Genomic DNA, 19804 nt, shown 5'->3' on the forward strand with positions numbered 1-19804 from the left:
TCTTCCGCCGCTGCACCCAGTTCCGCAACGTCTGTGCCTCATCAACGGACAAGGCCAACTCAGGCAGCTTCGGATTCGGCATGCCGCACCCTACAGCTGAACTCGAATTAACGACTCAGGACACTAGACGGTGAAGCCGAGCGCGCGGAGCTGCTCCCGGCCGTCGTCGGTGATCTTTTCCGGGCCCCACGGCGGCATCCAGACCCAGTTGATCCGGAAGTCCTTCACCACGCCGGCCTGGCCGACCAGCACCGAGGCCGTCTGGTCCTCGATCACATCGGTCAGCGGGCAGGCCGCCGACGTCAGCGTCATGTCGATCGTCGCGGTGTTGTCCGGCTCCACGCGGATGTCGTAGACCAGCCCGAGGTCGACCACGTTGATGCCGAGCTCGGGGTCCACGACGTCCCGCATGGCCTCCTCGATGTCCTCGATCTTGGCCACGTCCGCGGCCGGCGGCTGCGCCTGCTCGGGCAGGTCCTCCGCGGTGCGGCCCTCGCGCGTCTGCTCCTCGGTCACTTCTCGGCTCCGTTCGTGCGGGTCAGCGCATCCTTGAACGCCATCCAGCCCAGCAGGGCGCACTTCACCCGCGCCGGGTACTTCGACACCCCGGCGAAGGCGACCGCGTCCTCCAGCACATCCTCGTCCGGCTCGATCTGGCCGCGACTCTGCATCATCTCGACGAAGGTGTCCATCGTGGACAGTGCCTCCGACACGGTGTGACCGGTCACCAGATCGGTCAGCACCGACGCGGACGCCTGGCTGATCGAGCAGCCCTGCCCCTCGTAGGAGACGTCGGCGACCTTGTCGCCCTCCACCTTCAGGCGCAGGGTGATCTCGTCGCCGCAGGTCGGGTTGACCTGGAACGACTCCGCGTCGAAGGGCTCCCGCAGGCCGTGGCCGTGCGGGTTCTTGTAGTGGTCCAGGATGATCTCCTGGTACATGCTCTCCAGGTTCACCTACGCCACCCCGAAGAACTTCTGCGCCTCGCGGATCCCGCCCATCAGCGCGTCCACTTCGGACAGATCGTTGTAGAGGTAGAACGTCGCCCGCACGGTGGCGGGCACCTGGCAGACCCGGTGCAGCGGCCACGCGCAGTGGTGCCCCACGCGCACGGCGATGCCCAGGCTGTCCAGCACCTGGCCGGCGTCGTGCGGGTGCACGCCGTCGACGACGAACGCGACGGTCGCGCCGCGGTCGGCGGAGTCGCCCGGCCCGATCAGCCGGACGCCGGGGATCTCGGCGATCCCGGCCAGCGCGGCCTCGACCAGCGCGTGCTCGTGCGCGGCCACCCGGTCCATGCCGATCTCGGTCAGGTAGTCCACCGCGGCGCCGAGCCCGACGGCCTGCGAGGTCATCGGCACCCCGGCCTCGAACTTCTGCGGCGGCGGCGCGAACGTGGTGCGCTCCAGCGTGACCAGCTCGATCATCGACCCGCCGGTGAGGAACGGCGGCATCGCTTCGAGCAGCTCCCGGCGCCCGTAGAGCACGCCGATGCCGGACGGCGCCAGCATCTTGTGCCCGGAGAACACCGCGAAGTCCACGCCCAGGGCGTGGAAGTCGACCGGGAAGTGCGGCACCGACTGGCAGGCGTCCAGCAGCGTCAGCGCGCCCACCTCGCGGGCCCGCCGCACGATCGGCTCCACCGGGTTGATGGTGCCGAGCACGTTGGACTGGTGCGCGAACGCGACGATCTTGGTGCGCTCGTTGACCAGTTCGTCCAGGTTGGACAGGTCCAGCCGGAACGTGTCCGTGAGGTCGAACCACCGCAGCGTCGCGCCGGTGCGCTGGCACAGCTGCTGCCACGGCACCAGGTTCGCGTGGTGCTCCATCGCGGTGATGACGATCTCGTCGCCCGGCCCGATGCGGAACCGCTCGGCCTCCGGGCCCGCGGTGGCCGCGTTGCTCATCGCGTACGCGACGAGGTTGATGCCCTCGGTGGCGTTCTTGGTGAACACCAGCTCGCCCGGGTCCGCGCCGACGAACTCGCCGGTGCGGGCACGGGCGTACTCGTAGGCGTCGGTGGCTTCCTCGGCGAGCTGGTGCGCGCCGCGGTGCACCGCCGCGTTCGAGGTCTCCAGGAACCGGCGCTCGGCGTCCAGCACCTGCGTGGGCCGCTGCGAGGTCGCGCCGGAGTCCAGGTACACCAAGGGTTTCCCGTCGCGCACGGTGCGCGACAGGATGGGGAAGTCGGCGCGCAGGGCAGCGACGTCCAAAGGCGTGTTGGCCGCGGCTGTGGTGGTCATGCGCGCCAACTCCTCTCTCGCGGTGTCAGTTCAGGAGGTACGACAACGTCAGACCGCCGCGGCTTCCTTCTTGCCGGTGTACTTGACGTAGCCGTTCTCCTCCAGCTCGTCCGCCAGCTCCTTGCCGCCGGACTCGACGACCCTGCCGTCGGCGAAGACGTGCACGAAGTCGGGCGTGATGTGGCGCAGGATCCGCGTGTAGTGCGTGATCAGCATGACGCCGACCTCGTTGTTGGCCTTGTACTCGTTGACGCCCTCGGAGACGATCCGCAGCGCGTCGACGTCCAGGCCGGAGTCGGTCTCGTCGAGGATCGCGATCTTCGGCTTGAGCAGCGCCAGCTGCAGGATCTCGTGGCGCTTCTTCTCCCCGCCGGAGAAGCCCTCGTTGACGCTGCGCTCGGCGAACTCGGGCGAGATCTCCAGCTTGGCCATCTCGTCCTTGACTTCCTTGACCCAGTGGCGCAGCTTCGGCGCCTCGCCGCGCACGGCGGTGGCCGCGGTGCGGAGGAAGTTCGACATCGACACGCCCGGGACCTCGACCGGGTACTGCATCGCCAAGAAGATGCCCGCTCGACTGCGTTCGTCAACCGACATCTCCAGCACGTTCTCGCCGTCCAGCAGCACCTCGCCGGAGGTCACCTCGTACTTGGGGTGGCCGGCGATCGCGTAGGACAGGGTCGACTTGCCCGAGCCGTTGGGGCCCATGATCGCGTGCGTCTCACCCGAGCGGATCGTCAGGTCGACGCCCTTGAGGATCTCCTTGGCGCCCTCGTCGGTGGTGACGCTCGCGTGCAGGTCCTTGATTTCCAGTGTGGCCATGGCCTTGTTTCGTCTCTGTCTCTCGTGGTGGAAGGAGGGGCTCAGCTGCCGACGACTTCGAGTTCGGCCTCGATCGCCTCGGCCAGGCGCTCGCGGACCTCGGGAACGTCGATCTTCATCAGGATCTCGTGGAAGAAGCCGCGGACGACCAGCCGCCGCGCCTGCTCCTGTTCGATCCCGCGCGACTGCAGGTAGAACAACTGCTCGTCGTCGAACCTTCCCGTGGCGCTCGCGTGCCCGGCGCCGGCGATCTCCCCGGTCTCGATCTCCAGGTTCGGCACCGAGTCGGCGCGCGCACCCGTGGTGAGCACCAGGTTGCGGTTGAGCTCGTAGGTCTCGGTGCCCTCGGCCGCGGCCCGGATCAGCACGTCGCCGATCCACACCGCGTGGGCGTCGTCGCCCTGCAGCGCGCCCTTGTACATCACGTTCGACTTGCAGTACGGGACCGCGTGGTCGACGAACAGGCGGTGCTCCTGGTGCTGGCCGGCGTCGGCGAAGTACAGGCCCAGCATCTCCACGTCGCCGCCGCGGTCGGCGAACGTCGCGGTGGGCGAGACGCGCACCAGGTCGCCACCCAGGGTGACCACGATGTGCTTGACCGTGGCGTCCTTGCCCAGCTTGAGGTGCTGTTCGGAGACGTGCACCGCGTCGTCGGCCCAGTCCTGGACGCTGACCACGGTGAGCTTGGCGCCCTCGCCGACGACGAACTCGGCGTTGTCGGCGTAGGTGCCGGAGCCGAGGTGGTCGAGCACGACCACGCCCTCGGCGTAGGCCTCGGCGCGCACCTGAACGTGCCCGTAGGCGGTGTTGCCCTCGCCCGGGCCGGTCAGCCGCAGCACGGTCGGCTTCGACGCCTTGGTCTCCTTGGGCAGGGTCACCAGGGTCGCCGCGGCGAACGAGCTGTACGCCTGCGCCGCGATGCGGTCGCTCGGCACGCCGGCCTGGCCGAGGCGCTCGTCCTCGCGGCCGACGGTCTCCACGCGCACCTCGGGGGCGGCGTCGACGTCGACCTTGACCTCGCCGGAGGCCGTCGCGGTGCCGTCGTGCAGCCCGCGCAGGCGCTTCATCGGGGTGAAACGCCAGTTCTCCTCGCGGCCGCTGGGGACCTCGAAGGCGGCGACGTCGTACCCGGTGAAGCGCTCCGCGCGGGAGGCCGCCGGGACGACGGCCTCCGCAGCGGCAGCGGTGTTTTCAGCAGCCACCGTCATGTCAGCCGACGGCTCCTTCCATCTGCAGTTCGATCAGGCGGTTCAGCTCGAGCGCGTACTCCATGGGCAGCTCGCGCGCGATGGGCTCGACGAACCCGCGCACGACCATCGCCATGGCCTCGTCCTCGGTGAGACCGCGCGACATCAGGTAGAACAGCTGGTCCTCGGAGACCTTGGACACCGTGGCCTCGTGGCCCATCGACACCTCGTCGTTGCGGATGTCGACGTAGGGGTAGGTGTCCGAGCGGGAGATGGTGTCGACCAGCAGCGCGTCGCACTTCACCGTGGAGGCGGAGTGGTGCGCCCGCTTGGCCACCTTCACCAGGCCGCGGTAGGAGGTGCGGCCGCCGCCGCGCGCCACCGACTTCGACACGATCGTCGAGGAGGTGTGCGGCGCCAGGTGCTCCATCTTCGCGCCGGCGTCCTGGTGCTGGCCCTCGCCCGCGAAGGCGATCGACAGGACCTCGCCCTTGGCGTGCTCACCCATCAGGAAGACCGACGGGTACTTCATGGTCACCTTGGAGCCGATGTTGCCGTCGATCCACTCCATGGTCGCGCCCTCTTCGCACTTGGCGCGCTTGGTGACCAGGTTGTAGACGTTGTTCGACCAGTTCTGGATCGTCGTGTAGCGGCAGCGGCCGCCCTTCTTCACGATGATCTCCACGACGGCCGAGTGCAGCGAGTCGGACTTGTAGATCGGCGCGGTGCAGCCCTCGACGTAGTGCACGTAGGCACCCTCGTCGACGATGATCAGCGTGCGCTCGAACTGGCCCATGTTCTCGGTGTTGATCCGGAAGTAGGCCTGCAGCGGGATGTCCACGTGCACGCCCGGCGGCACGTAGATGAACGACCCGCCGGACCACACCGCGGTGTTCAGCGCGGAGAACTTGTTGTCACCGGCCGGGATGACCGAGCCGAAGTACTCCCGGAACAGCTCCGGGTGCTCCTTGAGGCCGGTGTCGGTGTCCAGGAAGATGACGCCCTGGGCCTCGAGGTCCTCGCGGATCTTGTGGTAGACGACCTCCGACTCGTACTGGGCCGCGACGCCGGCGATCAGGCGCTGCTTCTCCGCCTCCGGGATGCCCAGCTTGTCGTAGGTGTTCTTGATGTCCTCGGGCAGCTCGTCCCAGCTGGTGGCCTGCTGCTCGGTGGAGCGGACGAAGTACTTGATGTTGTCGAAGTCGATGCCCGACAGGTCCGCGCCCCAGTTCGGCATGGGCTTGCGCTCGAAGAGCTTCAGCGCCTTCTGGCGCGCCTCGAGCATCCACTCCGGCTCGTTCTTCTTCGCGGAGATGTCGGCAACGACGTCGGCGTTGAGCCCGCGGCGGGCGCTGGCCCCCGCGGCATCCGGGTCGGCCCACCCGAACGCGTAGTTGCCCAGGGACTCGATGGTCTCTTCCTGGGACAGCGGCGTCGTGGTGGGATTGCGCTGCTCGGCAGCGGCAGTCATTCGCGTTCCCCTCCGTCCGGAGCTTTCGCTTGCAGACCCGGCGGATTTTCCGCAGGGACGTGTGTCGTGCACGCGGCGTCACCGCGTGCGATGGTCGCCAGCCGCTGGACGTGGGTGCCCAGCAGCTTGGCGAACGCCTCGGTCTCCGCCTCGCACAGCTGCGGGAACTCAGCGGCGACGTGGGCGACCGGGCAGTGGTGCTGGCACAGTTGCGCGCCGGCACCGGTGGCCGATGCACCCACCTGGCGGGTGGACGCAGCGTAGCCTTCCCTGGTCAGGGCGGCGGCCAGGGCCTCCGCCCGGTGGGCCGGGCCGTCGGCCGCGTTGACCGCGGCGCGGTGCGGCTCGACCAGGGCGGCCACCCGCCGCTCCGCGAACGCCCGCACCGCGTCCTCGCCCGCGTGCTCGGCGAGGAACCGGATGGCGGCGACCGCGAGGTCGTCGTAGGCGTGCCCGAACCGCGCCCGCCCGGTTTCGGTGAGCAGGAAGAGCTTGGCCGGGCGGCCCCGGCCGCGCGGACCGCGCCGGGGCGCGTCCCGCGTCTCGGCCTCCCCGTCGGCGACCAGGGCGTCCAGGTGACGCCGCACGGCGGCCGGGGTGAGACCCAGCCGCTCGGCGACGACACCCGCCGTCATGGGGCCGTCCTCCAGCAGGAGGCGGGCGACCTCGTGGCGGGTGCGTCCTTCGGGGGTGGCCTGGACCGGCACGGGGTGGTGTGCCGGGGTGGCGTGGCCCGGGGTGGCCTCGGCTGGCGCCGGCTGGTGTGCCGGGGTGGCCTCGGCCGGGGTGGCGTGAGCCAGGCGGCCAGGGGTGGGCTGGACCGCCGTGGCGGCGTGCGCCGTGGCGGCCTGGTCCGGCTGACCGGGGGTGGCCTGAGCGGACGCCACGGCGCCGGGACGGCTCGCGCCGGCCTGGTGCTGGGTGGGTCCGCTGTTTTTCACAACATAAGTGTGTCGTATTTCGGGGCGGGAGGCAAAGATAGGTCAACTGCCGGTGACCGGGCTCACGTATCCGCGCTGGTTGGCGGCAGGTTTGGCGGGGTCGCGGCGGGTCGCTCCGGTGGGCGGCGGCGGGTCGGGCGGCCGTCGTGGGCGCGCGAGTGGACCGATCGTCGCCGCGCGAGTGGACCAATCGCGCGGCGGTGCGCGAGAGGGCCAGTCATGGCGGCACGAGATGACCGTCCGCCACCGCGCGAAGAGACCGACCATGACCGCGACGGGCCTGCCCGCACCGCACGAGAGGGCCAGTCGCTTCAGCGCCAGAGGGCCAGCCGTCACCGCGCGAGAGAGCCAGCCGCCGCCGTGCGAGAGAGCCAGTCATCGCCGCACGAGGGGGCCAGCCGCCGCACGAGAAGGCCAGCCATCCCCGCACGAGAGGGCCAGCCATCGCCCGCGCGAGAAGGCCAGCCGTCACCGCGCGAGAGAGCCAGCCGCCGCCGTGCGAGAGAGCCAGTCATCGCCGCACGAGGGGGCCAGCCGCCGCACGAGAAGGCCAGCCATCCCCGCACGAGAGGGCCAGCCATCGCCCGCGCGAGAAGGCCAGCCGTCGCCGCACGAGAAGGCCCCTCGCCGCCGGGCGAGAGGCCCAGTCGTCGCCGTGCGGGAAGGCCCGTCGCGGGCCTCCGAAGCTCCCTCGCATCCCCGCGCGTCCACCCGGCAGCCGCCTCCGGCCCACCGCCGCAACAACCCATCCCCGCTCCCCTACCCGCCGTCGTGATCAGCGCCGGTCACCGCCCTTCACAGGCGTCCTTCACGGCGTCGATACCCTCTCCGTGTGGCATTGGGCGAGCAGAGCACCGGTGGCGGTGCGGTGGCGGTACCGCTGTCCCCGGTGCGGCCCCCCGAGGCCGGGCCCCTGGAACAGCGCGAACTGCGCGCGCTCGACATCATCCGCCGCCTGGGCACGGTCGGCGCCTTGCTCCTCGCGCTGGGCTCGCTGGGCGCCGGGGCCGCCCCGGTGCTCAACCCGGTCCAGGACCTGCCCGTCCTGCGCCTCTTCTCCCGCATCCCCACCGTCTCGCTGGCCATCTGCTTCGCCGGCATGGGCATGCTCGTCATCGGCTGGCTGCTGCTCGGGCGGTTCGCGCGGCCCGGGCGCACCAGGCTCGCCAGCCGGGCGCAGCTCACCCGCACCCTCGTCATGTGGCTGACGCCGCTGATGTTCATTCCGCCGCTGTTCTCCCGCGACGTCTACAGCTACCTGGCGCAGAGCGAGATCGTGCACCGCGGCATGGACCCCTACTCGCTGGGCCCCGCGCAGGCCCTCGGCGTCGCCGACCCGCTCACCAGCGGCGTCTCCAACATGTGGCGCGAGACCCCGGCCCCCTACGGCCCCCTGTTCCTCAAGCTGGGCAGCTGGATCTCCGCGATCGTCGGCGACAACATCGTCGCCGGGGTGCTGCTGCAGCGCGCGCTCGCCCTGGCCGGCGTCGCCCTCATCATCTGGGCCCTGCCGCGCCTGGCGCAGCGCTTCGGCGTCGAACCGGCCACCGCGCTGTGGCTGGGCGCCGCCAACCCGCTCGTCCTGTTCCACCTGGTCGCCGGCACGCACAACGAGGCCCTCGGCATCGGCCTCATGGTCGCCGGCCTGGAACTGGGCATCCGGCGGATCCCGGTGCGCATCAGCGGCGACACGCCCCCGCCGCTGGCCCGCGGCGAGCTCCTGTTCATCGTGCTCGGCGCGGCCGTCATCACCCTCGGCGCGGCCATCAAGATCAACGCGGTCATCGCGCTGGGCTTCTTCGGCGTGATGATCGCGCGCCGCTGGCACGGCCGCATCACCGACCTGCTGCGCGCCGCGGCGCTGCTCACCGGCGTGTTCGCGGTCCTGATGGTCGCCGTGTGCCTGGGCACCGGGCTGGGCTTCGGCTGGGTCGGCGCGCTCGACACCCCGGGCCTGGTGCGCAGCTGGATCTCCCCCAGCGCCGAGCTGGCCAACCTCGGCGGCGTCCTGGGCATCGCGCTCGGCCTGGGCAACCACACCAACGCGCTGGTCTCGATCCTGCAGACGGCCGGCACCGCGCTGGCCGGGCTCATCACGGCCAAGTTCCTCTGGGACAGCTTCCGCTGGCGCTACCGGCCCATCATCGGGCTCGGCGTCTCCCTCGGCGCCTTCATGATGCTGCACGTCGCGATGCAGCCGTGGTGGCTGCTGTGGGCGATCATCCCGCTGGCCGCGGCGGCGGGCACCTCCCGCTTCCGGGTCGCGGCCAGCGTCGCCAGCGTCGCGCTGGCGTTCCTCGCCGCGCCGCCGGGCAGCACGTTCGACGGCCGCTCGTTCGTCGTGCCGCAGGCCTACCTGGCCGCGGCTCTCGTCGTCGCCGTCGCGATCCTCGTCGTGTGGCGCAGGGCACCTCTTCTGCTGAAGAGGGATCCGCAGCCGGTGGCCTGAGCCGGGGTCGTACGCTTGACAGTCGTGAGCACACCTGCCGTCGAGATCACCGGGCTGGTGAAGCGGTACGGCTCGAAGACCGCGGTCGACGGCCTGGACCTCAAGATGGACCGCGGGCGCCTGCTCGCGCTGCTCGGCCCCAACGGGGCCGGCAAGACCACCACCGTCGAGATCTGCGAAGGCTTCCGCCGCGCCGACTCCGGCTCGGTGCGCGTGCTCGGCCTGGACCCGGTCCGCGACGGCGCCGCGCTGCGCCCCCGCATCGGCGTGATGCCGCAGGGCGGCGGCGCCTACCCCGGCGTCCGCGCCGGCGAGATGCTGGGCCTGGTCGCCGCCTGCGCCGCCAACCCGCTCGACCCCGCGTGGCTGCTCGACGTCCTCGGCCTCGCCCCCGCGCGCCGCACCCCGTTCAAGCGCCTGTCCGGCGGCCAGCAGCAGCGCCTGTCGCTGGCCTGCGCCCTGGTCGGACGGCCGGAGCTGGTGTTCCTCGACGAGCCGACCGCCGGCATGGACCCACAGGCCCGCCGCCTGGTGTGGGAGCTGCTCGGCGCGCTGCGGGCCGACGGTGTCAGCGTCCTGCTCACCACGCACCTCATGGAGGAGGCCGAGGCGCTGGCCGACGACGTGGTGATCGTCGACCACGGCAAGGTCATCGCCGAGGGCACGCCCAGCGCGCTGACCGCCGACGACGCCGACACCGCGCAGCTGCGGTTCAAGGCCCGCGCCGGGCTGGACACCGAGCTGCTGTCCGCCGCGCTGCCCGAGGGCTACCACGTCAAGGAGTCCGCGCCGGGCAGCTACCAGGTGTCCGGGAAGGTGAACCCGCAGGTGGTGTCCACGGTGACCGCGTGGTGCGCGCAGCAGGGTGTGCTGGCCGAGGAGCTGCACGTCGGCAAGCGCGACCTGGAAGAGGTCTTCCTCGAGCTGACCGGACGGGAGCTGCGCTCGTGACCGCACCGGCCCGGTTCCCCGCCGGCACCTTCACCCCCGCGCCCGGCGCCGGCCGCCGCGCGCGCATGCTGCTCACCCACGCGAAGCTGGAGACCAGCCTCACGCTGCGGCACGGCGAGCAGATCCTGCTCACCCTGCTCATCCCGCTGGCCCTGCTGATCGGCCTGACGCTGCTGGACATCCTGCCCGCGGGCGATCTCGCCGGAGTGTCCAAGGTGGACTGGGTGACGCCACGGATCTTCGCGCTGGCGGTCATGTCCTCGGCGTTCACCGGCCAGGCGATCGCGCTCGGCTTCGACCGCCGCTACGGCGTGCTCAAACGCTTGTCGGCCACCGCGATCCCGCGCTGGCTGCTGGTCGCCGGCCGGATCGTCGCGGCGCTGGTCGTGGTGCTGCTGCAGGTCGTCGTGCTCGGCGTGGTCGCCGCGTTCCTCGGCTGGACGCCGTCGGCGGCGGGCATCGCCGAAGCGGTGGTGCTGCTCGTGCTCGGCACGCTGAGCTTCGGCGCGCTGGGCGTGCTGCTCGGCGGCTCGCTGCGCGCGGAGGCGGTGCTGGCGCTGGCCAACATCGTGTGGTTCGTGCTGCTGCTGGCGGGCGGCATCCTGCTCGCGCCGTCCGCGCTGCCCCCGGCCGCCGCCACCGTCATCGAACTGCTGCCCTCGGGGGCGCTGGCCGAGGGGCTGCGCGCCGCGCTGGTCGACGGGCAGTTCACCGCCGGCCCGGTCCTCGTGCTCGCCGTGTGGGGCGTGCTGGCGGCAGCGGTGGCCGCGAAAACGACAAAACTGACATAACTCTAGGATGTTGCCGTGGCACTGACCTCCCTGATCGCCCGCCTGCCCTACCCGTCGCGCTCGGTGCAGCGCGCGATCGCCGTCGCCGCGATCGTGGCCCAGGCCGGCATCGGGGTCACCGGATCGGTCGTCCGGGTCACCGGATCGGGTCTGGGCTGTCCCACCTGGCCGCAGTGCTTCCCGGGCAGCATGGTGCCGGTCGCGCACCCCGAGTTCGACACGCTCAACCAGTGGATCGAGTTCGGCAACCGGCTGCTCACCGTCGTGGTGGTGCTGGTCTCCGCGCTGGCGGTGCTCGCCGCGTGGCGCGTGCAGATCGCCCACCCGGAGCGCAAGCGGCTGGTCCGGCTCGCCTGGACGATGCCCGGCGGGGTCGTGCTGCAGGCCGTGGTCGGCGGCATCACGGTGCTCGCGAAGCTCGAATGGTGGACGGTCGCGATCCACTTCCTCGCCTCCACCCCGCTGGTGTGGCTGGCGGTGCTGCTGCTGCGCGCGTTCAACGAGGGCGACCGCCCGGCCCGCTGGCTCGTCCCGCCGCCGGCGAAGAAGCTGCTGGTCACCCTCGTGGTGGCGCTGTGGGCGATCCTGGTCGCCGGCACCACGGTCACCGGCGCGGGCCCGCACGGCGGCGACCCGGAGACCCACCGGCTGGACGCGCCGATCGAGGTCCTCGCCCAGGTCCACGGCGGCCTGCTCGTGGTCTACCTGCTCGTGCTCGCGGTCTTCGGCCTGGTGCTGATGCGCGGCGGCACCCCGGCCGCGGTGTGGCGGCGGTACGCGATCGTGTGGGCGGTCGCGCTCGCCCAGGGTGTGCTGGGGTCGGTGCAGTACGCGCTGGGCATCCCGGAGGCGCTGGTGTCGCTGCACGTCCTGGGCTCGGCGCTGGTGATCGTGGCGACGGCGGCGCTGTGGTGCGGCTGCCGCGACCGCGGGCCGGTCACCTCGGACGGGCCGGCGCCCCGGGAGCCGGAGCTAACCGCGGCCCGCAGCTGACCGCGGCTGGGGCGGGTTTTCGCCGCCCGTCATGCGGTAGTAACGCCCGAGGGGGGTATTCGCCAAGACGGCTCCGTACGGTGGGGCCGGAGAGAGAGGTTACTGCCACCCATGACGAAACCGCTGATCTCGCATCGCCGGTCATCCGGTCAGATGATCGTGCTCAAAGCCTTCCTGCTGATCCCGTTCCTCGCCCTGATCACCGCCGTTCCGCTGGCGTGGGGCTGGGGACTGACCTGGCTCGACCTGGGCTTGGCGGTGTTCTTCTACGTCGTCGCCACCCTCGGGGTGACGGTCGGCTACCACCGGTACTTCACGCACGGCGCGTTCAAGACCGGGCGCCCGCTGCGCGTCGCCATGGCGATCGCGGGCAGCATGGCCGTGCAGGGGTCGGTCATCTTCTGGGTCGCCAGCCACCGCCGCCACCACGCGTTCGCCGACCGCGAGGGCGATCCGCACTCCCCCTGGCTGTTCGGCACGAGCCCGGCGGCGCTGCTGCGCGGCTTCTGGCACGCGCACATGGGGTGGATGTTCCAGCGTGAGGTGACCAACTACGAGCGGTTCGCGCCGGACCTGCTGGCCGACGACGACCTGCGCGTCGTGAACCGGCTGTTCTGGCTGTGGATCGTGCTGAGCCTGGGCCTGCCCGCGCTGCTCGGCGGGCTGCTGAGCTGGTCGTGGTGGGGCGCGGTGACCGCGTTCTTCTGGGCCGGGCTGGTGCGCATCGCGTTCCTGCACCACGTGACGTGGTCGGTCAACTCGATCTGCCACATGATCGGCGACCGGCCGTTCGCCAGCCGGGACAAGGCGGCGAACTTCTGGCCGCTGGCGATCCTGTCCATGGGCGAGTCGTGGCACAACTCGCACCACGCGGACCCGACCTGCGCCCGGCACGGGGTGCTGCGCGGGCAGGTGGACGTGTCGGCGCGGCTGATCTGGATCTTCGAGAAGCTGGGCTGGGCGCACGACGTGCGGTGGCCGCGCGCCGAGCGCCTCGCCGCGAAGCGCCTGGAACCCGCTTCCTAGTTCCTACAGGGCGTGCCCGGCCATCCGGCGGCGGTGGCCGGGCCCGATCCTGGTCGAGTTGGTGGTCTCGGCGTCCCACTCGGCCGGTTCCAGATCCTCCACCGCGTCGACGAGCTTCTGCCCGGTTTCCACGGCCGGGACAACGATGTCACCCATCGCGCCGTCGTGGCCGACGAGCACCACGCGGGCGCCGGCGCGGCCGATGTTCTCCACGACGGCCTTCGCCGGCTTGCCGTGCTCGGCGACGAACCGGCGGGCGGTCGTGAGCTGCTTGGCGGTGGGCGCCGGTGCCTCGGTCTCTTCAGCCATGTCGGCATCTTAGGGAAGATCCCCGCGGCCCACGCGGTTGTGCGAGGTGAACCAGACCACGTCAGGAGGAGACACGGATGCCCACGGCAGTGCAGATTCGGCGGACCGGCGGACCCGAGGTGCTGGAGACCGGTGACGTCGGGATCGGCGATCCCGGACCGGGCGAGCTGCTGGTCGACGTCGCCGCCGCGGGCGTGAACTACATCGACACCTACCAGCGCAGCGGGCTCTACAAGATCGACCTGCCCGCGACGCTGGGCATGGAGGGCGCGGGGACGGTCGCCGCGGTCGGTGAGGGCGTCTCGGGCTTCACGGCCGGCGACCGGGTGGCCTGGCAGGGCGTGCTCGGCGGTTACGCGCAGCAGGCCCGGATCCCGGCGTTCGCCGCGGTGCCGGTCCCCGAGGGCGTCTCGCTGGAGACGGCTGCCGCGACCATGCTGCAGGGCGTCACCGCGCATTACCTGGTGCGGTCGACCTACGAGGTCAAGGACGGCGACACGATCCTGCTGCACGCGGCCGCGGGTGGCGTCGGGCTGCTGCTGACGCAGCTGGCGAAGGCCCGGGGCGCGCGGGTGATCGGCACGGTGTCGACCGAGGAGAAGGCGGCGCTGGCCCGCGAGGCCGGTGCCGACGAGGTGATCCGGTACGACCAGGTCGACTTCGCCGAGGAGGTCCGGAGGCTGACCGGCGGCGAGGGTGTGGCCGCGGTGTACGACGGGGTCGGCAAGTCCACGTTCGAGGGCAGCCTGGCGAGCCTGCGGGTGCGTGGTTTCCTGGTGCTGTTCGGGGCGGCGAGCGGGCCGGTGCCGCCGTTCGACCCGCAGCGGCTGAACCCGGCCGGCTCGCTGTACCTGACGCGCCCGACGTCGGCCCACTACGTGCGCACGCGCGAGGAGCTGGAGTGGCGCACGGGTGAGCTGTTCGAGGCGGTCACCTCCGGGGCTCTGAAGGTCCGGGTCGGGGCGAAGTACCCGCTGGCCGAGGCCGCCAAGGCGCACGAGGACCTGCAGGGCCGCCGCACGACCGGCAAGGTGCTGCTGATCCCGTAGTCAGCTCCGGCTGAGGGTCTCGGGCAGGCGGATCGCGACCGCGATCCCGGAGGCGGCGGTGGGCGCGGCGACGACCGCCACCGCCGCCCGCAGCCCCCACAGGTCGGCGGCGAGCCCGGACACCACCGCCCCCACGGCGAATCCGCTGTCCCGCCAGAGCCGGTAGACGCCGACCGCGCGGGCCCGCCACGCCGGGTGCGCGACGTCGCCGACCACCGCGAGCAGCGTCGGGTAGACCATCGCGGTGCCGGCCCCGAGCAGCACCATCGCCACCGCCCACACTCCGAACCCGCTGCCGAGGGCGGTCAGGCCGAGCGCGGCGGCCTGCACCGGCATGCCCGCGGTGATCAGGTGCTTGCGGCCCCACCGGTCGGACAGCGGGCCGGTGACGAGCTGGCCGGCGCCCCAGACCGCGGGGTAGAGCGCGGCGAGCACGCCGGCACCGGCCACCGACAGCCCGGTGGTGACGAACAGGACGGGGAACAGGCCCATGGCGAGGCCGTCGTTGAGGTTGTTGACCAGCCCGGCCTGGCTGGCCGTGGACAGCGCGCGGTCGCGCACGCTGGTGCGGGCGAACACGGCCCAGCCGCTCAGGCCGGCGGTGGCGGGGTGGGATTCGGACCGGGCGTGGCCGCGGGTCTCCCGCACGCACACCGCGGTCAGGCCCAGGCCGAGCGCGACGTAGGCCGCCCCGAGGAGGAACGGGGCGGGGCGCAGGCCGTAGCGCGCGGCGAGGTAGCCGGTGGCGGCCGCGGTGATCGCCAGCGCGCCGTACCCGGCGGCCTCGTTGAGCCCCATCGCGAGGCCCCGCCGCCGCGGCCCGGCGAGGTCGATCTTCATGATGACGGTGGTGGACCAGGTCAGGCCCTGGCTGAGGCCGAGCAGCACGTTGGCGGCGACGATCCAGCCCCAGTCCGGGGCGAGGGCGAGCAGCGCCGGCACCGGCACGGCGATCAGCCACCCGGCCAGCAGCACGGGTTTGCGCCCGTAGCGGTCGGACAGGGTGCCGGCGAGGTAGTTGGCGGCGGCCTTGGTGAGGCCGAACGCGAGCACGTAGGTGAGCAGGACGGTGTAGCCGGTCAGGCCGAACACCGGGCCCGCGAGCAGCGGCAGCACGGTCCGTTCCTGGCCCAGCACGCCGCCGACCAGCGCGTTGACCGCGACCAGCAGGGTGAACTGGGCCAGGTTGGCGCGCAAGCCCAGCCGGACCGTCACGTGCCGGTCACCAGCGGGTTCCCGGTCGCGCGGGCCCAGTCGACGGGGCCGCCCGCCAGCACCGCGACCTCCCGGTGGCCGGCCTGTTCGAGGAGGCTGGCGGCGCTCATCGCGCGCTCGCCGTGCCCGCACATCACGACCAGGGGTTCCTTGGGGAGTTCGCGCGGGTCGAGGCTGCCCAGCTCGCGGTGCCGGGCGCCGGGCAGGTGGCCGGCGGCGAACTCGCCGTCCTGGCGCACGTCGAGCACCGGCCGCCGGCCGATTCCGGCGGGGGTCACGACCGGGGTGCGCCGCACCGGGTGCCCGGCGGCGGTCCACGCGTCGAGCCCGCCGTGCAGTTCGCCGGCCAGGTCGGTGCGGCCGATCTTGACCGCCTGCCAGGCGATCTCGGCCGGGTCCTGGTCCGCCCCGCGCACCACGACGATGGGCCGTCCGGACGGCACGAGCCAGCCGAGCCAGGACGCGAACGCCGGGCGCAGCGGGTTCGACAGCGCGCCCGGGAGGTGACCGGCGGCGAAGTCGGCGGCGGGGCGGGCGTCGACCACCACCGCGCCGCCGGCGCACAACGCGCGTACCCGGTCCACGTCGAGCCGGGGCAGGGTGGGATCGCCGGGGAGGACCACGCCGCGGCGGTTGGTGTCGGCCAGTTCGCGGAAGTAGGGCGGGAAGCTGCCCAGCGATTCCAGCAGCGCGGCGGCGAAGGCGTCCTCGTTCTCGGCGCGGAGCAACGTGTTCGTCGCTTTCTCGGTGCCGATCGTGCTGGTGCGCCGCGCTCCCGGTGGCGCGGAGCAGAACGAGCCGGCGCCGTGGGTGGGCCACACCGCGACCTCGTCCGGCAGGGTCGCCAGCCGCCGCAGGGAGGCGTACTGGTGGCGGGCCAGCTCGCCGGTCCGGGCCGGGGCGACCAGGTCGGTGCGGGCGGCGGCCCCGACGATCAGGGAGCCGCCGGTGAACACACCCACCGGGGCGTCGCCGTCGAGCAGGAGGAACGACAGGTGCTCGTGGGTGTGGCCCGGGGTGAAGAGGGCACGCAGGCGCAGCCCGCCGAGATCGGTCTCGTCCCCGTCGTGCAGCCCGTCGTGGGTGTACTCGCGGTGCCCGGCCGCGGAGGCCAGCACGCGGGCGCCGTCGGTGACCGCGAGCTGCCGGGCGCCGGAGACGAAGTCGGCGTGCAGGTGGGTGTCGGCGGCGAAGGCGAGCCGCAGACCGCGGCGGCCGGCCGCGCGCCGGGCGGCCCGCAGGTCGAGGCTCACGTCGACGACCAGCGCCCGGCCGTCGCCGAGGTCCACCAGGTAGGCGGAGTTGCCGAGCCCCTCGTCCACGAGCGGCACCACGTCCACAGTGGACACTGTAGGTCACCGCCGCGGTTTGGTGGCGAGGACGGACACGCTGTGCACGCCGTAGCTCGCGCTGGCGGTGCGCGCCCGGTCGGAGATGAACGCGTAGTCGTTGTCCCGGACACAGTGGACGATCAGGCCGGCGGCGGTGATCGCGGCGCGGTAGTGGTCCTGCGGGGCTGCGCCGCCGATGCAGGAGGCCCACAGGTCAGCGTTGCACACCACGGATTCCGGCAGCGGCTGCTCGCTGACGATGTCGGCGACGGCCAGGCGCCCGCCCGGCCGCAGCACGCGGGCGGCCTCGGCGAAGACAGCTGCCTTGTCGGAGCACAGGTTGATCACGCCGTTGGAGATCACGCAGTCGGCGCTGCCGTCCGCCAGCGGCAGGTGCTCGATGCGCGCGTCCACGAACTCCAGCGTCGGGGCGCCCGTTCCGGCGGCCAGGCGGCGGGCCTTGGCCAGCTGCGCGGGGGTGAAGTCGACGCCGGTCACGTGCCCGGCCGGGCCGGTGAGGGCGGCGGCGTAGAAGGCGTCCATGCCCGACCCGCTGCCGAGGTCGACCACGGTCTCCCCCCGGGGCCAGAGCGGCGAGGTCGAAGAAGAACCCGACCCCGGCGAACGACTCGACCGCGGGCGCCGGGATCGCGTCGAGCATCGCGGGGTCGTAGCCGGCCCGGATCGCGACCCCGCGCCCCAGCTCGAAGTGGAACCCCGCGCCCGGCTCCGTCGCGACCTGCTCGTACATCCGCTTGACCTGGGCCTCCAGGGCCTGGGTGTCCACGCTCGCGGTCATCGCGCACCTCCGCGCTTTGTCAAGTGACTTCTTGAATAACAGCCCCGGACCGGGTTGCTTGTCAAGACTTCTCTTGAATATCCTGCTCCGCATGGGTGACCGCACCGCGAAGACCGAGCTGTACGACGCGCTGGCCGAAACCGCGAAGGCGCTCGCCAGCGGCCGGCGCGCGGAGCTGGTCGACGTGCTCGTCCAGGGCGAGCGGCCGGTCGACGAGCTCGCCGCCGAGATCGGCCAGTCGGTGGCCAACACCTCGCAGCACCTGCAGCGGCTGCTGCGGTCCGGCCTGGTGCGGGCCCGCCGGGAGGGCACCCGGGTGTTCTACTCGCTGGCCGGCGCCGCCGTGGCGCGGTTGTGGCTGGCGATGCGCGCCGCGGCCGAGCAGCACGTCGAGGGCCTGGCCCGGCTCGCCGAGGACTACGTCGGCGACCGCATCGGCCTGGACACCATCACGCGCGACGAGCTGGACCGGCGGCTCCGCGACGGGGACGTGGTGGTGCTCGACGTCCGCCCCGCCCCGGAGTACGCGGCCGGCCACATCCCGGGTGCGGTGTCGATCCCGATCACCGAGCTGCGTGCGCGGCTGACCGAGGTCCCGGACGGCACCCAGGTCGTCGCCTACTGCCGTGGCCCGTACTGCGTCTACGCCGACGACGCGGTCCGGCTGCTGACCGCGGCGGGCCGGCGGGCGGCGCGCCTGGAGGACGGCTACCCGGAGTGGGCCGCGGCCCGGGGCTGACACCCCGGCGGGAATTGCCGGCATGCCCCGGCTCCGGCGAGGCTTCCGCCATGGATTTGGTGGAACGCTACGTCACGCTGTGGAACGAAACCGACGCGAGTGCGCGCCGGAAGGCGATCGAACTGCTGTGGCCCGAGGACGGCGTGCACCTGCTGCAACCGCCCCGGGAGATGCGGGACCGGGCGACCGCCCTCGGCTTCGCGGACGCGGTCCTGGCCGCGCGGGGCTACGCCGCCATCGAGGAGCGGGTGCGCCGCGGGCACGAGGAATTCCTCGCCCCGGCCGGTGTCACGCTGCGAGCCCGCGGGAACACCGACCGCCTCGGCGACGTCGTCAAGTTCGGCTGGGAGCTCGTCGACGGTGGCGGGCAGGTGCGCAGCACCGGGCTGGAGGTCCTGACGCTCGCCGCGGACGGGCGCATCGCCGTGGACCACCAGGTCTTCGAGAGCTGACCCCGCCTCCGGGCGAGGAGGCGGGGCCTGCGGCTCACACGCTCACGGCGGCGCGGATGGTCTCCTTCAGGCTGCTCGTCGTCGCGATCACGGCCGTCGGCTCGTAGCCGCAGTGCGCCATGCAGTTGGCGCACCGCGGGTCCTTGCCGCGGCCGAACTTGTCCCAGTCCGTCTCCTCGATCAGCTCCCGCCAGGTCTTGGCGTAGCCGTCGTCGAGCAGGTAGCACGGCCGCTGCCAGCCCAGCAGCGAGTACGACGGGATCCCCCACGGGGTGCACTCCAGGTCCCGCTTGCCCTCGATGAAGTCGAGGAACACCGGCGAGTGGTTGAGCCGCCACTTCTTGCGGCGCCCGTCGGCGAAGGCCTTCTTGAACAGTTCCCGCGTCTGCTGCACACCCAGGAAGTGCTCCTGGTCCGGGGCCTTTTCGTAGGCGTACCCCGGCGACAGCTGCATGTTGTCGACCTTGACCACGTCGTTGAGGTAGTCCAGCACGTCGATGACGTCCTGCGGGGTGTCGGTGTTGAAGAACGTCGTGTTCGTCATCACCTTGAAGCCCTGGGACTTCGCCAGCTGGATCGCCTCGACGGCGGCCTGGAAGCCGCCCTCCTTGCGCACCGACGCGTCGTGCTTCTCCTCGAGCCCGTCGATGTGGACCATCCAGGTGAAGTTGCGGTGCGGCTTGAACTTGTGGATGTGCTTGGGCAGCAGCAGCGCGTTCGTGCACAGGAACACGATCTTGTTGCGCTCCAGCAGGATCCGGGTGATCTCGTGGATCTGCGGGTGCATCAGCGGCTCACCACCGGCGATGGACACCATCGGCGCGCCGCTCTCCTCCACGGCGCCCACGGCCTGCTGCACCGGCATCCGCTGCTTCAGCAGGTGCGCCGGCTGCTGGATCTTCCCGCAGCCACCGCACTTGAGGTTGCACGCGAACAACGGTTCCAGCTCGACCAGGATCGCGTACTTCTCCTTGCGCAGCAGCTTCTGCTTGGCCAGGAACGCGCCCAGCCGGATCGACTGGCGTAACGGCATCGCCAT

At 72.0% G+C, this 19804-nt stretch carries 19 protein-coding genes and 1 pseudogene; 8 read left to right on the top strand and 12 right to left on the bottom strand.

Annotated elements, in window-relative coordinates; genetic code table 11:
- Positions 1-123 precede the first annotated feature (123 nt).
- From D0D15_RS26360 to D0D15_RS26390, 7 genes are read right to left on the bottom strand one after another with little or no spacing between them, the layout of a single operon-like run.
- On the bottom strand, positions 124-516 hold the full coding sequence (locus D0D15_RS26360) for a metal-sulfur cluster assembly factor (RefSeq protein ID WP_020421256.1): 393 nt from the start codon (positions 514-516) through the stop codon (positions 124-126).
- On the bottom strand, positions 513-956 hold the full coding sequence (sufU, locus tag D0D15_RS26365) for a Fe-S cluster assembly sulfur transfer protein SufU (RefSeq protein ID WP_017982994.1): 444 nt from the start codon (positions 954-956) through the stop codon (positions 513-515). The genes D0D15_RS26360 and sufU overlap by 4 nt, the downstream gene beginning before the upstream one ends.
- The gene (locus tag D0D15_RS26370; RefSeq protein ID WP_094008041.1) at positions 957-2243 is read right to left on the bottom strand and encodes a cysteine desulfurase; all 1287 of its coding nucleotides are present in this window, start codon (positions 2241-2243) and stop codon (positions 957-959) included.
- Between the two features lie 48 nt (positions 2244-2291).
- Entirely contained in the window at positions 2292-3062 is a 771-nt protein-coding gene (sufC, locus tag D0D15_RS26375) for a Fe-S cluster assembly ATPase SufC (RefSeq protein WP_094008042.1), read from the bottom strand.
- Between the two features lie 41 nt (positions 3063-3103).
- The gene (gene sufD, locus D0D15_RS26380; protein ID WP_094008043.1) at positions 3104-4270 is read right to left on the bottom strand and encodes a Fe-S cluster assembly protein SufD; all 1167 of its coding nucleotides are present in this window, start codon (positions 4268-4270) and stop codon (positions 3104-3106) included.
- A 1-nt stretch (position 4271) separates the two neighbouring features.
- Positions 4272-5720, bottom strand: coding sequence for a Fe-S cluster assembly protein SufB (gene sufB / locus D0D15_RS26385; RefSeq protein WP_094008044.1), 1449 nt, complete (start codon positions 5718-5720; stop codon positions 4272-4274).
- Complete coding sequence (locus D0D15_RS26390; RefSeq protein WP_094008084.1) at positions 5717-6427, bottom strand: helix-turn-helix transcriptional regulator; 711 nt, start codon at positions 6425-6427, stop codon at positions 5717-5719. Before D0D15_RS26390 ends, sufB begins: the two co-directional genes overlap by 4 nt.
- Before the next feature lie 1072 nt (positions 6428-7499).
- Here D0D15_RS26390 and mptB point away from each other — a divergent pair.
- The 5 genes from mptB (at position 7500) to D0D15_RS26415 (ending at position 12871) form a co-directional block, all read left to right on the top strand.
- Positions 7500-9110 carry a polyprenol phosphomannose-dependent alpha 1,6 mannosyltransferase MptB gene (gene mptB, locus D0D15_RS26395; RefSeq protein WP_094008045.1) on the top strand — a complete coding sequence of 537 codons (1611 nt, stop codon included), beginning with the start codon at positions 7500-7502 and terminating at the stop codon, positions 9108-9110.
- A gap of 24 nt (positions 9111-9134) precedes the next feature.
- Entirely contained in the window at positions 9135-10061 is a 927-nt protein-coding gene (locus D0D15_RS26400; protein ID WP_094008046.1) for an ABC transporter ATP-binding protein, read from the top strand.
- Between the two features lie 65 nt (positions 10062-10126).
- The gene (locus D0D15_RS26405) at positions 10127-10852 is read left to right on the top strand and encodes an ABC transporter permease (protein WP_094008085.1); all 726 of its coding nucleotides are present in this window, start codon (positions 10127-10129) and stop codon (positions 10850-10852) included.
- A gap of 15 nt (positions 10853-10867) precedes the next feature.
- Complete coding sequence (locus tag D0D15_RS26410; RefSeq protein WP_094008047.1) at positions 10868-11845, top strand: COX15/CtaA family protein; 978 nt, start codon at positions 10868-10870, stop codon at positions 11843-11845.
- Between the two features lie 111 nt (positions 11846-11956).
- On the top strand, positions 11957-12871 hold the full coding sequence (locus D0D15_RS26415; protein WP_094008048.1) for an acyl-CoA desaturase: 915 nt from the start codon (positions 11957-11959) through the stop codon (positions 12869-12871).
- Between the two features lie 3 nt (positions 12872-12874).
- Here D0D15_RS26415 and D0D15_RS26420 read toward each other — a convergent pair whose 3' ends face one another.
- Positions 12875-13180: a hypothetical protein gene (locus tag D0D15_RS26420; RefSeq protein WP_094008049.1), complete on the bottom strand. Its 306-nt coding sequence runs from the start codon at positions 13178-13180 to the stop codon at positions 12875-12877.
- A gap of 77 nt (positions 13181-13257) precedes the next feature.
- On the opposite strand from D0D15_RS26420, the gene D0D15_RS26425 reads away from it, so the two are divergent.
- Positions 13258-14229, top strand: a complete 972-nt coding sequence (locus D0D15_RS26425) for a quinone oxidoreductase family protein (RefSeq protein WP_162830665.1) — start codon at positions 13258-13260, stop codon at positions 14227-14229.
- Here the strand turns inward: D0D15_RS26425 and D0D15_RS26430 are convergent, their stop codons facing one another.
- The 3 genes and pseudogenes from D0D15_RS26430 to D0D15_RS26440 all read right to left on the bottom strand — a co-directional run.
- Positions 14230-15444, bottom strand: a complete 1215-nt coding sequence (locus D0D15_RS26430) for an MFS transporter (RefSeq protein WP_244214988.1) — start codon at positions 15442-15444, stop codon at positions 14230-14232.
- Entirely contained in the window at positions 15441-16793 is a 1353-nt protein-coding gene (locus D0D15_RS26435) for an MBL fold metallo-hydrolase (protein ID WP_115944817.1), read from the bottom strand. Before D0D15_RS26435 ends, D0D15_RS26430 begins: the two co-directional genes overlap by 4 nt.
- A 6-nt stretch (positions 16794-16799) precedes the next feature.
- Positions 16800-17348 (bottom strand): annotated as a pseudogene (locus D0D15_RS26440) (methyltransferase domain-containing protein); the annotation flags it as partial.
- A 317-nt stretch (positions 17349-17665) separates the two neighbouring features.
- On the opposite strand from D0D15_RS26440, the gene D0D15_RS26445 reads away from it, so the two are divergent.
- Together D0D15_RS26445 and D0D15_RS26450 are read left to right on the top strand one after the other, a co-directional pair.
- Positions 17666-18313 (top strand): ArsR/SmtB family transcription factor, encoded by a 648-nt coding sequence (locus D0D15_RS26445; RefSeq protein ID WP_115944818.1) that lies wholly within the window; start codon positions 17666-17668, stop codon positions 18311-18313.
- 50 nt (positions 18314-18363) lie between these two features.
- Complete coding sequence (locus D0D15_RS26450; RefSeq protein ID WP_094008053.1) at positions 18364-18765, top strand: hypothetical protein; 402 nt, start codon at positions 18364-18366, stop codon at positions 18763-18765.
- A gap of 34 nt (positions 18766-18799) precedes the next feature.
- Here D0D15_RS26450 and hpnH read toward each other — a convergent pair whose 3' ends face one another.
- Positions 18800-19804, bottom strand: a complete 1005-nt coding sequence (gene hpnH / locus D0D15_RS26455; RefSeq protein ID WP_094008054.1) for an adenosyl-hopene transferase HpnH — start codon at positions 19802-19804, stop codon at positions 18800-18802.

The sequence above is a fragment of the Amycolatopsis thermalba genome (assembly GCF_003385215.1).
In the GTDB taxonomy this organism is placed as follows: domain Bacteria; phylum Actinomycetota; class Actinomycetes; order Mycobacteriales; family Pseudonocardiaceae; genus Amycolatopsis_E; species Amycolatopsis_E thermalba.

Coding starts and splice junctions, on each gene's coding strand:
- D0D15_RS26425 (WP_162830665.1), top strand. CDS start 13,258: ATGCCCACGGCAGTGCAGATTCGGCGGACCGGCGGACCCGAGGTGCTG.
- D0D15_RS26445 (WP_115944818.1), top strand. CDS start 17,666: ATGGGTGACCGCACCGCGAAGACCGAGCTGTACGACGCGCTGGCCGAA.
- D0D15_RS26450 (WP_094008053.1), top strand. CDS start 18,364: ATGGATTTGGTGGAACGCTACGTCACGCTGTGGAACGAAACCGACGCG.
- D0D15_RS26370 (WP_094008041.1), bottom strand. CDS start 2,243: ATGACCACCACAGCCGCGGCCAACACGCCTTTGGACGTCGCTGCCCTG.
- sufC (WP_094008042.1), bottom strand. CDS start 3,062: ATGGCCACACTGGAAATCAAGGACCTGCACGCGAGCGTCACCACCGAC.
- sufD (WP_094008043.1), bottom strand. CDS start 4,270: ATGACGGTGGCTGCTGAAAACACCGCTGCCGCTGCGGAGGCCGTCGTC.
- D0D15_RS26420 (WP_094008049.1), bottom strand. CDS start 13,180: ATGGCTGAAGAGACCGAGGCACCGGCGCCCACCGCCAAGCAGCTCACG.
- D0D15_RS26405 (WP_094008085.1), top strand. CDS start 10,127: ATGCTGCTCACCCACGCGAAGCTGGAGACCAGCCTCACGCTGCGGCAC.
- sufB (WP_094008044.1), bottom strand. CDS start 5,720: ATGACTGCCGCTGCCGAGCAGCGCAATCCCACCACGACGCCGCTGTCC.
- D0D15_RS26415 (WP_094008048.1), top strand. CDS start 11,957: ATGACGAAACCGCTGATCTCGCATCGCCGGTCATCCGGTCAGATGATC.
- hpnH (WP_094008054.1), bottom strand. CDS start 19,804: ATGGCGATGCCGTTACGCCAGTCGATCCGGCTGGGCGCGTTCCTGGCC.